Raw genomic sequence first — 11904 nt, 5'->3', positions numbered from 1 at the left:
GAGGCGCGCGGAAGGTGATCCTCACCGAGGGTGATCGTCATATGCCGCTGTGCGCCCGGAAAGCGTGAAAAGGGCAGAACGAAGCCCCCGATCACGGGGGAACAACCGGGGGCTTCGCGTCTGCCGGCGGCTCCCGAAGGGCCGCACATTGAGAACGTAAGACCTGTACGGGCCCTCGGTCAAGCCGAGTTGGGCGACTGCGGCAACTTGTCCGAAGCCGCTCTTCACAGGATCACCACATCGGCTACGACCCGTCACCGTACGTGATCGAACAGGGCGCCTCACCCGTCCCGGCAGGCCCGGGAACCACCTCGTACCCCTGCCGCCGCTGCCGCACCAGCAGGTGCGCGAAGGGGCGCGAGGGATCACCGGCGAAGTGCGCGCGCTCCGCCCGCTCCCAGCCGTCCCAGAACTCCCGCTGCTCCTCGCCGTCCCGCTCCCGCCCCCGCGCCCAGGACTCCGCACGCGGCACGTCCATCCACAGCAGCAGCGCCAGGTACGGGCGCAGCGCCGCGCGCCCGGCGCCGACGCCCTCGACCACCACCACCGGCGCGGCCGGCAGCGGACGCGGCGGTCCGGGGCGGCGGGCGCGCCAGTCGTAAGGGGCGTAGTGCGCGGTCGCGCCGCGGGAGAGCGGGCCGAGCACCTCGTCCCGCAGCCGCCCCGTCCAGTCGAACAGCTCGTCGTGACGGGCGATGTCGTCGAGGCGCAGCACCGGGGCGCCGCCGAGCTCCTCGGCCAGCAGCGCCGCGAACGTCGACTTCCCGGACCCGGCGTGCCCGTCGACGGCGACGAGCCGCACCGGGCCGCACGAGGGAGCAAGCCGGCGGATGCGGGAGGCGAGCGTGTGAATGGCTGGTTCCCGGGGCTGTGAAGGAAGGCGGACGGGAGCACTCTAGGCCCCGGACGGCGGCACCCCGGACGCCGCCCACCTGCGGTGCTTCCGCCATTGGTCGAGTCCCATGTTGGTCGACGCCGCGCGGCCCGGATGCTGGCAGGACCCGCCCGGCTGCGTTCATAGTGGGGCGCACACCCGCTCCATCCGCCGGACGGGCACCGTCCGGCGGCCGTGCACCGGTCCCGTCCCGACTCCGACACCTGGGGGTCCCCCGCCCATGAGCAGAGCCGAACTGCCGTCCCGCAGAACCCTTCTGGCCGCGGCGGTCGTCGCCACCGTCGCCGGAAGCGCGGCGACGGCGTCCGCGGCTGTCCCGACCGTCGGCGCCACCCGGCCCGCGGCGCCCGGGCGCGCCGCCGCCCGTACCGTCGACAACCGTGCCTGGACCACGTACACCGACTGGCGCTCCGGCAGCGCCGCCGGCACCCGTGCCGTGGCCGGCGTCCGCCCCGGCCTGGTGCTCGCCAGGACGGCCGGCACCACGGACTACACCGACCCGCACACCGGCCGCACGGCCGCCTGGGAGTACGCGACCTGGACCTCGCCCGTCCACCGCTTCGCGGTCCCCGCCACCGAGGCGATCGCCTCCTGGAACGCCCGCACCCCCGAAGGCACCTGGATCCAGGTCGAGCTCAAGGGCACGTACTCCGACGGCACGGACACCCCCTGGTACGTGATGGGCCGCTGGGCGGCCGGCGACGCCGACATCCGGCGCACCTCCGTGGACGACCAGGGCGACGGGAAGAGCAGCGTCTGGACGGACACGTTCGCCGTCGACGACGCGGCCTCGGGGCTGCGCCTCGCCTCCTGCCGGCTGCGCCTCACCCTGTACCGCCGCCCCGGCACCCGCCTCACCCCGACCGTGTGGCGGCTCGGCGTGATGGGCTCCGACGTCCCCGACCGGTTCACCGTCCCCGCCTCGACGCCCGGACTCGCCGGGGAACTGCTCGTCCCGCGCTACTCGCAGGAGGTCCACAAGGGCCAGTACCCGGAGTACGACAACGGCGGCGAGGCCTGGTGCAGCCCCACCTCCTCGCAGATGATCATCGAGTACTGGGGCGGCCGGCTCACCGAGGAGCAGCTCTCCTGGGTCGACCCGGCCTACGCCGACCCGCAGATCTGCCATGCTGCCCGCCACACCTACGACTACCAGTACGCCGGGTGCGGCAACTGGCCGTTCAACGCGGCCTACGCGGCGACCTTCCCCGGCCTCCAGGGCGTCGTGACCCGGCTGGGGTCGCTGACCGACCTGGAGACGCTGATCGCGGCGGGCATCCCGGCCATCACCTCCCAGTCGTTCCTGAAGGAGGAGCTGACGGGGGCGGGCTACGGCACCTCCGGGCACCTGATGACCGTCATCGGCTTCACCGCCGACGGCGACGTGATCGCCAACGACCCCGCCTCGGACGACAACGAGGCCGTGCGCCGGATCTACAAGCGGCGCGAGTGGGAGAACATCTGGCTGCGCACCAAGCGGTACAACGCCTCCGGGAAGGTCGTCTCCGGCACCGGCGGCGTCTGCTACCTGTACTTCCCGGCCCGCCCGACCCCGCGCCAGCGCAAGGCGCTCGCGGCGGTGGGCGTGCGCTGAGCCGGCGCGCGCGGCGGACCCCGGCCGCCACCGGGGCCCGCCGCGTGTGACCAACCTCTCGGCCGCACCCGCCGTTTCCGGTGGCAAGGTGGACGACGTCGCTTGGGGGGATCCACGCACCACCGGAGACCAGGTAGAAGTCATGAGCGCCAACACAGCCACCGTCACCCGTGCCCGTACCGGCGGACCCCGTGAGGACGGTCCGAAGCTCGTCGAGCATGTGCTGGGCTGGACCCTCGTCGTGGTCGTCGCCATGCTCGTGACGCAGCTGGGACTGCTGTAGCCCGCTGAGGCCCCGGGCTCGGCGAGGCGCGAAGCGCCCTGCCACCGCGCGGGGCGACCTGCCATACTCCTGCGGACCGTCCCGCCCCCCCCGCAGGAGACCTGGGCCGCCCTTGAAGACCATCCAGCAGTCCGCCGTGCCGACCTCGTCCCGCGACACCCGGCGCGCGTCGGCCCGTCGCGCCGAACTCATCGCCATCGGACGCCGGTTGTTCGCCGACCGGTCCTACGACGCCCTGTCGATGGACGACATCGCGCGCCAGGCGCGGGTCGCCAAGGGCCTGATCTACTACTACTTCCACTCCAAGCGCGGCTACTACCTGGCCATCATCGAGGACTCGGTGGCCGGGCTGGTCACGATGGCCGCGAGCGGCGACGAACTGCCGCCCAGGGAGCGGGTGCAGCGCACCATCGACAGCTATCTGCGGTACGCCGAGCACAACCAGGCCGCCTACCGCGCGATCGTGAGCGGCGGCGTCGGCTTCGACGCCGAGGTGCACGCCGTCCGGGACGGGGTGCGCGAGGCGATCGTCGCGACCATCGCCGAGGGCGCCTACGGCCGCTCCGCCATCGCGCCGGTGGCCCGGATGGGACTGCTGGCCTGGGTGTGCAGCGTCGAGGGCGCGGTGCTGGCCTGGATCGACCGCCCCGAGTTGTCCCGCGAGACCATGTGCGAGCTGCTGGTGAAGACGCTCGGCGGGGCGATGCGCGCCATCGAGGAACTGGATCCGTCCCACCCGGCTCCGGAGCCCGCGCGCCGCGACGGCTGAGGCGGGGCGGCCGGCCCGCCGGGGGATATACGCGCGGGGCGGGAATCCCCCCGTGGAATCCCCGCCCCGCGCGCGTCCGGCCCGGGCAGCGCCTACCGGATGGCCTTGATCAGCTCGCCGTCCGCGGTGTCGCCGCTGAGCTCCCAGAAGAACGTGCCGCCCAGACCCTGGGCGTTCTTCCAGTCCGTCTTGGCGGCGACGGTCTGCGGGGTGTCGTAGCTCCACCACTGGTCGCCGCACTTGGCATAGGCGGTGCCGCCGACCGTGCCGGTCGCGGGGCACTTGTCCTTGAGGACCTTGTAGTCGTCGATGCCCGCCTCGTAGGTGCCCGGCGCGGGACCGGTCGCGGTGCCGCCAGGCTCCGCCTGCGTGACGCCGGTCCAGCCGCGGCCGTAGAAGCCGATGCCGAGCAGCAGCTTGTCCGCGGGGATGCCGAGACCGGTCAGCTTCTCGATGGTGGCCGCGCTGTGGTACTCGGCCTTGGGGATGCCGTCGTACGAGGTAAGCGGCGAGTGCGGGGCGGTGGGCCCGGCGGTGTCCCAGGCGCCGAAGAAGTCGTACGTCATCGGGTTGTACCAGTCGACGTACTGGGCGGCGCCCGCGTAGTCGGCCGCGTCGAGCTTGCCGCCGGCGGTGGCGTCCGCCGGGATCGCGGCGGTGACCAGGCTGTCGGAGCCGAAGGCGGAGCGCAGCGCCTTCATCAGCTCGCGGTAGGCGTCACGGCCGCTGGTGTCACAGGTGAGACCGCAGGCGTTCGGGTACTCCCAGTCGATGTCGATGCCGTCGAAGACGTCGGCCCAGCGCGGGTCCTCCACGACCTGCTTGCAGGACTTGGCGAACGCGGCCGGGTTCTGCGCGGCCTGGCCGAAGCCGCCGGAGTAGGTCCAGCCGCCGAAGGAGTACAGCACCTTGATGTGCGGGTACTTGGCCTTCAGCTGGCGCAGCTGGTTGAAGTTGCCGCGCAGCGGCTGGTCCCAGGTGTCGGCCTGGCCGCTGACCGACTGGTCGGCGGTGTAGGCGCGGTCGGTGGCCGCGTAGGAGTCGCCGATGGCGCACTTGCCGCCGGTGACGTTGCCGAAGGCGTAGTTGATGTGGGTGAGCCGGTCCGCGGAACCGGACGTCTCGATGTTCTTGACGTAGTACTTCCGGTCGTACGTGCCCCATTCGGTGAAGTAGCCGACGACCTTCGAGCCGGCGGCGGCCTCCTGAGCCGAGGTCGCCGCGGTGGCGGTCGAGGCGCCCGTGCCGGCGAGCAGTCCGGCGCCGAGCACGGCGGTACAGGCGACGGACAGCAGCGCCCGCAGCGTGCGGGGGCGGTGGGGGGATGGCATCCGGTGTCTCCTCGTGGGGGAGGGGAGAGCCGCGTCGTTGACATGGACGCGGGGACTCGGGTTGGAGCGAAACCCTAGAAGGACTAGACCAGTTGGTCAATGGTGCGGACCAATGTGATCGCGGAAAGGACGCCGTAAGGTGTCGCGAAGTAAGCGGTCGTTAACTGGTGACGTGATGCCGCCGATCGGGCATACTCACAGCGCAGAGCCGCTGGTCAACAGCTTCCGAGACCCGGAAGTGCGAGCATCGGCCCGGCACCGGAACGACCCCGGCGGAGCCGCCTCCACCCAAGGCGCACGCCGACGTGCCCCTTACAGGGAGGAGAGCGACGCCATGCCCGACCGCGCCCCGCAGCCGGTGGACCGGCTACTGCCCACGGACGAGGCCCGGGACCTGCTCACGCTCGTCCGCGACATCGCACAGCGCGAGATCACCCCCAGGGCCGCCGAGGAGGAGGAAGCGGGCCGCTTCCCCCGGGAGCTGTTCACCCTGCTGTCCGAGTCCGGCCTGCTCGGCCTGCCGTACGACTCCGAGTACGGCGGCGGCGACCAACCGTACGAGGTCTACCTCCAGGTCCTGGAGGAGCTTGCCCGGGCCCGCCTCACCGTCGCCCTCGGCGTCAGCGTGCACACGCTCGCCACCTACCCGCTCGCCGCCTTCGGCACCAAGGAGCAGCACGCGGAGCACCTGCCCGCCATGCTCGGCGGCGGACTGCTCGGCGGCTACTGCCTCTCCGAGCCCTCCTCCGGCTCCGACGCCGCCTCCCTGCGCACCCGCGCGGTCCGCGACGGCGACGAGTGGGTCGTCGACGGCACCAAGGCGTGGATCACCCACGGCGGCGTCGCCGACTTCTACACGGTCATGGCGCGCACCGGCGGCGAGGGGGCGCGCGGCATCAGCGCGTTCCTGGTGCCCGGGGACGCCGAGGGGCTGAGTGCCGCCGCGCCGGAGAAGAAGATGGGCATGAAGGGCTCGCCCACCGCCCAGGTCCACTTCGACGGCGTCCGCGTGCCCGACGCGCGCCGCATCGGGGAGGAGGGACAGGGCTTCGCCATCGCCCTGTCGGCGCTCGACGGGGGCCGGCTCGGCATCGCCGCGTGCGCGATCGGTGTGGCCCAGGCGGCGCTCGACGAGGCCGTCGGCTACGCCACCGAGCGGCGCCAGTTCGGCCGGCCGGTCGCCGACTTCCAGGGGCTGCGCTTCATGCTGGCCGACATGGCCACCCAGATCGAGGCGGGGCGCGCGCTGTACCTGGCGGCGGCCCGGCTGCGCGACGCGGGCCGCCCGTTCGGCCGGCAGGCCGCGATGGCCAAGCTGCACTGCACCGACACGGCGATGCGGGTCACCACCGACGCCGTGCAGATCCTCGGCGGCTACGGCTACACCGCCGACTTCCCCGCCGAGCGCTACATGCGCGAGGCGAAGGTGCTCCAGATCGTCGAGGGCACCAACCAGATCCAGCGGATGGTCATCGCCCGCCACCTCGCGGGGCCGGAGAGCCGCTGAACCGGCCGAACCCCCGCCTGGGCCCGGCGAGCCGGGCCCACTCCGGGTCGTGCCGCCCCGGCACGGTGCGGCCCCGGTCCGTCCAGGTCCGCATCATCTCGCGGTAGATCGGCGGGTCCGGGAGATGCGGCGGCGGGGCGGTGACGGCCGCCTCCAGGGGCGGCGGCACGAACACGTGGCGCTGACGCCCGGTCGTCGAGTACGTGGGGGTCGTCATGCCCGGCCAACGCGCGAGCGGGCGGCCGGGTCACCGGCGTCCCGAATAGAGCGTGCGTTCAGCGATGCCCCGTGCGGCGGACACCGGCGGACGCCACGGACGTCGCCGAACACCGCCGAACACCGCGGACGCCGCCGGGACCGGCCGGGCGGCGACACGGCGCATCGGCGACGGGGCCCGTCGGAGACGGGGCGCATCGGAGACGGGCGGTGCGTGGAAGTGGCGCCGGGTGAGAGCGGCGACGGCCAGGGTGACGAACTGTGAAGGTGGCGAACGGCGAGGGTGGCGGCTCTCCGCCACCCCCTGCCGGCCTGCGCTCAGGCGGCCTCGCGCCGCATCACCGGGAACCGGACCGGACGCGATCCCGGTCCGCCGACGTGCGAGAAGGGCTGGGTCCGCCAGTCGAGCCCCTGAGGGAGCGTCAGCAGCAGGGCCGTGTCCTGCTCCTGGGGCGTGACGGTCTCGTCCGCGGGCCGGGCCTCGGACGCCCGGCGGCCGGTGCCGGCGCAGACCGTGAGCCCGAACGGGTTCCACGGCGAGGCGCACAGGGCGTGCTCCGGCAGGACCTCCTCGTCCGCCAGGAGGGCGATGGGCTGCGAGCAGTCCGGGCAGACGACCCGGAACATCTCGAAGGTGTCGTACGCGTCGAAGTCGTCGTCCGGGGTTCCGGGTTCGACGTACTCCGGCTCGGGCGCGACGACGGGCTGCTGCCGCTTGGACGTGGTACGACCAGGGCGCTTCAGACTCTGCATGTGGGTTCTCCCCCTCGGGCTGGGCCGTATCAGGCACTGCGGCCTCGACCACAGCAAGCACTTCCCACCACCCCCAGGGGGTAATCACGAGAACATCACGGAGACGGCGCAAGGAGTGTGGTCTTCGTCACATGCTCCTCGCAGATGCCCTACGGGGCGCTCGCGTGCCGTCGTTCCGGTGTCCGAGGCGATCAAGCGCCCTGTAGGTTCAGCGCCATGGAGGAGCTGGACCGACAGATCGTGCAGCTGCTCGTCAAGGACGGGCGGATGAGCTACACGGACCTGGGCAAGGCCACGGGCCTGTCCACGTCGGCCGTGCACCAGCGGGTGCGGCGGCTGGAGCAGCGCGGCGTCATCCGCGGGTACGCGGCGGTGGTGGACCCGGAGGCGGTCGGCCTGCCCATGACCGCCTTCATCTCGGTCAAACCGTTCGACCCCAGCGCCCCCGACGACATCGCGGACCGCCTGGCCGGCGTGCCCGAGATCGAGGCGTGCCACAGCGTCGCCGGCGACGAGAACTACATCCTCAAGGTCCGCGTCGCCACCCCGCACGAACTCGAGGAACTCCTCGCCAGGGTGCGCTCCCTGGCGGGCGTGTCCACGCGCACGACGGTGGTGCTCTCCACGCCGTACGAGGCGCGCCCGCCGCGCATCTGACGGGGCCGGGAGAGGGGCGCCGCCCCCGGGAGGAGCGCCGCCCCGTGCCTCCGCGCGCGTCGAGGGGGACCTGCGTGCCGGCGCGCCCGCACGGCGCGCGAAACTGAGGGCATGAGTGAACGTACCGCCCCGCCGCCCACCGTCCTGCTCCGTCGCGGAGAGGTCCACAGCCCCGCCGACCCCTTCGCCACCGCGATGGTCGTCGAGCGCGGACAGGTCGCCTGGGTGGGTTCCGAGGGCGCCGCCGACGCCTTCGCGGACGGTGTCGACGAGGTGGTCGACCTCGACGGGGCGCTCGTCACCCCCGCGTTCACCGACGCGCACGTCCACACCACCGCCACCGGGCTCGCCCTCACCGGCCTCGACCTGTCCACCGCCGCCTCCCTGGAGGACGCCCTCGCCCGGGTGCGGGAGTTCGCCGCCGCCCGCCCCGACGACCGGGTGCTCCTCGGGCACGGCTGGGACGCCGCCCGCTGGCCCGGCGGCCGGCCCCCCACGCGCGCGGAGCTCGACGAGGCCACCGGGGGCCGCCCGCTCTACCTCAGCCGCATCGACGTGCACTCCGCCGTCGTCTCCACCGCCCTGCTCGACCTCGTCACGGGCGGCGTGACCCGCGAGGACCGCCCGCTCACCGGCGACGACCACCACGCGGTGCGCGCCACCGCCCTGGGCGCCGTCACCCCCGCGCAGCGCACCGCCGCCCAGCGCGCCGCCCTTGCGCACGCGGCCTCCCTCGGCATCGGCACGGTGCACGAGTGCGGCGGCCCCGAGATCTCCTCCGAGGACGACTTCACCGGCCTGCTGCGACTCGCCCGCGAGGAACCCGGCCCGCGCGTGGTCGGCTACTGGGCCGAGCAGGACGTCGCCAAGGCCCGCGAGCTGGGCGCGCTCGGCGCGGCCGGGGACCTGTTCGCCGACGGCGCCCTGGGCTCGCACACCGCCTGCCTGCACCAGCCGTACGCCGACGCCGCCCACACCGGCACCGCGCACCTCGACGTGGACGCGGTCGCCGCCCATGTGGTCGCCTGCACCGAGGCGGGCCTCCAGGCGGGCTTCCACGCGATCGGCGACGCCGCCGTGAGCACCGTGGTCGACGGCGTCCGCGCGGCGGCCGAGAAGCTCGGCCTCGCCCGCGTACGCGCCGCCCGGCACCGTGTCGAGCACGCCGAGATGGTCACCCCCGCGACGATCGCCGCGTTCGCCGAGCTCGGCCTCACCGCCTCCGTCCAGCCCGCCTTCGACGCCCTGTGGGGCGGCGAGGACGGCATGTACGCCCGGCGCCTCGGCGCGGAGCGCGCCCGCACGCTCAACCCGTTCGCCGCACTGCTGCGGGCCGGCGTCCCGCTCGCGTTCGGCTCCGACAGCCCGGTCACCCCGCTCGACCCCTGGGGTACCGTCCGCGCGGCCGCCTTCCACCACACCCCCGAGCACCGCGTCTCGGTCCGCGCCGCCTTCACCGCGCACACCCGCGGCGGCTGGCGGGCGACGGGACGGGACGACGCGGGCGTTCTGGTGCCCGGCGCCCCCGCCGACTACGCCGTCTGGCGCACCGGCGCACTCGTCGTCCAGGCGCCCGACGACCGCGTGGCCCGCTGGTCCACCGACCCGAGGTCCGGCACCCCCGGCCTGCCCGACCTCACCCCCGGCCGTGACCTGCCCGTCTGTCTCCGCACGGTGGTCGGCGGCCGCACGGTCTTCGTACGGCCGGGCGAGTGATCTACGCGGGCGGCGCGGTGGTCGATCATGCGCCGCGCCCCCGTCGCGCGACCTGCGCATCCTCACCTCTGACCAGGCATTTGAAGGACGCCGCCCAGGTGGAAGGACTGTTGACAGGCGGCCGCGGGGGGCCGGTAGGTTCGGCCGGGTCCACCACCGGACGCCCGACCGGAGAACGTCCGGCCACTCGGGCCGGCGCCGCTGGGTCAGGGACGGTGTGCCGCACCGGGGCACCGTCGCTGGGAGCCAGGCTCAGCGCGGCGCGGGACCGAGGGACGTGTCCGCCGGCCGGGGAGGTGCGACCCCGGGTGGGGCCCGGGCGCTCAGTAGACAACGGCTCCAGGCCGATCCGCAGCCGGCGGGTCCCGGGCCGGCCCGAAGGGCGTCGGGCCCCCATCCGCCGTCCTCGTGCACGGGTGGAAGAAGATGTGCCTACCCGATGATCGGGAAACGGCACCACCATATGTACGTCCTGTCACGTCATCCCAGGCCGTGCACACTAAGGTGGGATCCTGCGCACAGGACATGAAGGGGCAGCAGTGAACGACGGCGACGGGACCCTCGCGGCAGGATCCCAGGGGCGGAAATTCGGCCCGCTCGGTACGGCTTTGGTGATCATCCCCACGTACAACGAGGCGGAGAACATCCAGGCGATCGTCGGACGCGTGCGCAAGGCCGTCCCCGAGGCGCACGTCCTCGTGGCCGACGACAACAGCCCCGACGGCACCGGCAAGCTCGCCGACGAACTGGCCGCCGGCGACGACCACGTCCAGGTGCTGCACCGCAAGGGCAAGGAGGGCCTCGGCGCGGCCTACCTCGCCGGCTTCCGCTGGGGCCTGGAGCAGGGCTACGGCGTGCTGATCGAGATGGACGCCGACGGCTCGCACCAGCCCGAGGAGCTGCCCCGGCTGCTCACCGCGCTCAAGGGCGCCGACCTGGTGCTCGGCTCGCGCTGGGTGCCCGGCGGCCGGGTGGTCAACTGGCCGAAGTCCCGCGAGTTCATCTCCCGAGGCGGCAGCCTCTACTCGCGCATGGCGCTCGACCTGCCGCTGCGCGACATCACCGGTGGTTTCAGGGCCTTCCGCCGCGAGACGCTGGAAGGGCTCGGCCTCGACGAGGTCGCCTCCCAGGGCTACTGCTTCCAGGTCGACCTCGCCCGGCGCGCGGTGAAGGCCGGCTACCACGTCGTCGAGGTCCCCATCACCTTCGTGGAGCGCGAGCTCGGCGACTCCAAGATGAGCCGGGACATCCTCGTCGAGGCCCTGTGGCGGGTCACCGCCTGGGGCGTGGGGGAGAGGGTCGGCAAGGTCCTCGGCCGCGACGACGACGACAAGCCCCGCCAGCCCCGCGCCGGCAAGGCCGTCCCGGTCGAGCAGACCACCCCGGACACCGGGCGCTCCGAGCCGTAGGCCGGGTTCGCCGCCGGAGGGCCCGCTTATCCCGTGCTGAGCCGGGCCCAGGCACACTGGGGGTATGACGACTGGTGCTCACGGCCCGTACCCCGCCCGGCCCCGGCGCTCCCGGCTGCGCACGCTGCTGCCGCTCGGCGTCGCCGCATGGCTCGTACTGGAGATCTGGCTGCTGACCCTGGTCGCCGGCGCGTCGAGCGGCCTGCTGGTCTTCCTGATCCTGCTGGCCGGGATCGTCCTGGGCTCGTACGTGATCAAGCGGGCGGGCCGCCGCGCCTTCCGGAACCTCACCGAGACCGTGCAACAGCAGCAGGCCGGGGGTCCGGTGACCCCCGGCGCCCGGACCGACAGCGAGGGCAACGGGCTGACGATGCTGGGCGGTCTGCTGATCGTCCTGCCCGGACTGATCTCCGACGTGCTGGGGCTGCTCCTGCTGGTGCCCCCGGTCCAGAAGGCCGTGAGCCGCTACGCGGAGCGCACCTTCGAGCGCAAGCTCCGCGAGGCCGCCGCGCAGAGTCCGCTGGGGGACGCCTTCGCCCGGGCCCGTATGCGCCGCCCGGACGGCAAGGTGGTCCAGGGTGAGGTCGTCAGGGACGAACCCGGCAGCGCGCCGGGCGACACCCCGCAGGGTCCGCGGCCTCCGCTGACGAAGTAGCGCGCGGACCCGCGTGCCCGGGCGTGTCCGGGTACGCGGGTGTGCCGGGGTACGCGGGTATGTCCGGGCACGCGGACAGGACCGAGGGCGCCGTACAGGTACGGCGCCCTCGGTCCTGT

The 11904-nt window shown here is 73.5% G+C and carries 12 protein-coding genes; 8 read left to right on the top strand and 4 right to left on the bottom strand.

Features of this window, described 5'->3' with window-relative positions:
• Positions 1–244 precede the first annotated feature (244 nt).
• Complete coding sequence (locus tag CCN29_RS10535) at positions 245–802, bottom strand: nucleoside/nucleotide kinase family protein (protein WP_086681204.1); 558 nt, start codon at positions 800–802, stop codon at positions 245–247.
• Positions 803–1115: 313 nt separating this feature from the next.
• Between CCN29_RS10535 and CCN29_RS10530 the strand changes: the two genes are divergently transcribed.
• From CCN29_RS10530 to CCN29_RS10525, 3 genes are all read left to right on the top strand, one after another.
• On the top strand, positions 1116–2489 hold the full coding sequence (locus tag CCN29_RS10530; RefSeq protein ID WP_006136653.1) for a C39 family peptidase: 1374 nt from the start codon (positions 1116–1118) through the stop codon (positions 2487–2489).
• Positions 2490–2631: 142 nt separating this feature from the next.
• A complete protein-coding gene (locus tag CCN29_RS34840; protein WP_107052086.1) occupies positions 2632–2772 on the top strand; it encodes an SCO1431 family membrane protein in 141 nt (46 codons plus the stop codon).
• A gap of 112 nt (positions 2773–2884) precedes the next feature.
• On the top strand, positions 2885–3541 hold the full coding sequence (locus CCN29_RS10525) for a TetR/AcrR family transcriptional regulator (protein ID WP_006136655.1): 657 nt from the start codon (positions 2885–2887) through the stop codon (positions 3539–3541).
• A gap of 92 nt (positions 3542–3633) precedes the next feature.
• Here the strand turns inward: CCN29_RS10525 and CCN29_RS10520 are convergent, their stop codons facing one another.
• Positions 3634–4872, bottom strand: coding sequence for a glycoside hydrolase family 18 protein (locus tag CCN29_RS10520; protein WP_086681202.1), 1239 nt, complete (start codon positions 4870–4872; stop codon positions 3634–3636).
• Between the two features lie 334 nt (positions 4873–5206).
• Here CCN29_RS10520 and CCN29_RS10515 point away from each other — a divergent pair, with 334 nt between their 5' ends.
• Positions 5207–6379 (top strand): acyl-CoA dehydrogenase family protein, encoded by a 1173-nt coding sequence (locus tag CCN29_RS10515; RefSeq protein WP_086681201.1) that lies wholly within the window; start codon positions 5207–5209, stop codon positions 6377–6379.
• Here the strand turns inward: CCN29_RS10515 and CCN29_RS10510 are convergent.
• Both CCN29_RS10510 and CCN29_RS10505 read right to left on the bottom strand, forming a co-directional pair.
• Positions 6342–6596 carry a hypothetical protein gene (locus CCN29_RS10510; RefSeq protein WP_086681199.1) on the bottom strand — a complete coding sequence of 85 codons (255 nt, stop codon included), beginning with the start codon at positions 6594–6596 and terminating at the stop codon, positions 6342–6344. The genes CCN29_RS10515 and CCN29_RS10510 overlap by 38 nt on opposite strands.
• Positions 6597–6913: 317 nt before the next feature.
• Positions 6914–7348 carry a hypothetical protein gene (locus CCN29_RS10505; RefSeq protein WP_006136659.1) on the bottom strand — a complete coding sequence of 145 codons (435 nt, stop codon included), beginning with the start codon at positions 7346–7348 and terminating at the stop codon, positions 6914–6916.
• A 216-nt stretch (positions 7349–7564) separates the two neighbouring features.
• Between CCN29_RS10505 and CCN29_RS10500 the strand changes: the two genes are divergently transcribed.
• The 4 genes from CCN29_RS10500 (at position 7565) to fxsA (ending at position 11785) form a co-directional block, all read left to right on the top strand.
• Positions 7565–8005, top strand: a complete 441-nt coding sequence (locus tag CCN29_RS10500) for an Lrp/AsnC family transcriptional regulator (protein WP_006136660.1) — start codon at positions 7565–7567, stop codon at positions 8003–8005.
• A 111-nt stretch (positions 8006–8116) separates the two neighbouring features.
• Positions 8117–9721: an amidohydrolase gene (locus tag CCN29_RS10495; protein WP_086681197.1), complete on the top strand. Its 1605-nt coding sequence runs from the start codon at positions 8117–8119 to the stop codon at positions 9719–9721.
• Positions 9722–10260: 539 nt separating this feature from the next.
• Positions 10261–11130, top strand: a complete 870-nt coding sequence (locus tag CCN29_RS10490; protein ID WP_037830171.1) for a polyprenol monophosphomannose synthase — start codon at positions 10261–10263, stop codon at positions 11128–11130.
• Positions 11131–11194: 64 nt separating this feature from the next.
• Positions 11195–11785 (top strand): FxsA family membrane protein, encoded by a 591-nt coding sequence (gene fxsA / locus CCN29_RS10485; RefSeq protein ID WP_086681195.1) that lies wholly within the window; start codon positions 11195–11197, stop codon positions 11783–11785.
• Positions 11786–11904 lie beyond the last annotated feature (119 nt).

Source organism: Streptomyces pseudogriseolus (assembly GCA_002154585.1).
Lineage (GTDB): Bacteria > Actinomycetota > Actinomycetes > Streptomycetales > Streptomycetaceae > Streptomyces > Streptomyces pseudogriseolus.
The sequence above is the reverse complement of the archived record's forward strand: the minus strand, read 5'-3'. Positions and strand labels throughout refer to the sequence as shown.

Coding starts and splice junctions, on each gene's coding strand:
- CCN29_RS10530 (WP_006136653.1), top strand. CDS start 1,116: ATGAGCAGAGCCGAACTGCCGTCCCGCAGAACCCTTCTGGCCGCGGCG.
- CCN29_RS34840 (WP_107052086.1), top strand. CDS start 2,632: ATGAGCGCCAACACAGCCACCGTCACCCGTGCCCGTACCGGCGGACCC.
- CCN29_RS10520 (WP_086681202.1), bottom strand. CDS start 4,872: ATGCCATCCCCCCACCGCCCCCGCACGCTGCGGGCGCTGCTGTCCGTC.
- CCN29_RS10515 (WP_086681201.1), top strand. CDS start 5,207: ATGCCCGACCGCGCCCCGCAGCCGGTGGACCGGCTACTGCCCACGGAC.
- CCN29_RS10510 (WP_086681199.1), bottom strand. CDS start 6,596: ATGACGACCCCCACGTACTCGACGACCGGGCGTCAGCGCCACGTGTTC.
- CCN29_RS10505 (WP_006136659.1), bottom strand. CDS start 7,348: ATGCAGAGTCTGAAGCGCCCTGGTCGTACCACGTCCAAGCGGCAGCAG.
- CCN29_RS10500 (WP_006136660.1), top strand. CDS start 7,565: ATGGAGGAGCTGGACCGACAGATCGTGCAGCTGCTCGTCAAGGACGGG.
- CCN29_RS10495 (WP_086681197.1), top strand. CDS start 8,117: ATGAGTGAACGTACCGCCCCGCCGCCCACCGTCCTGCTCCGTCGCGGA.
- fxsA (WP_086681195.1), top strand. CDS start 11,195: ATGACGACTGGTGCTCACGGCCCGTACCCCGCCCGGCCCCGGCGCTCC.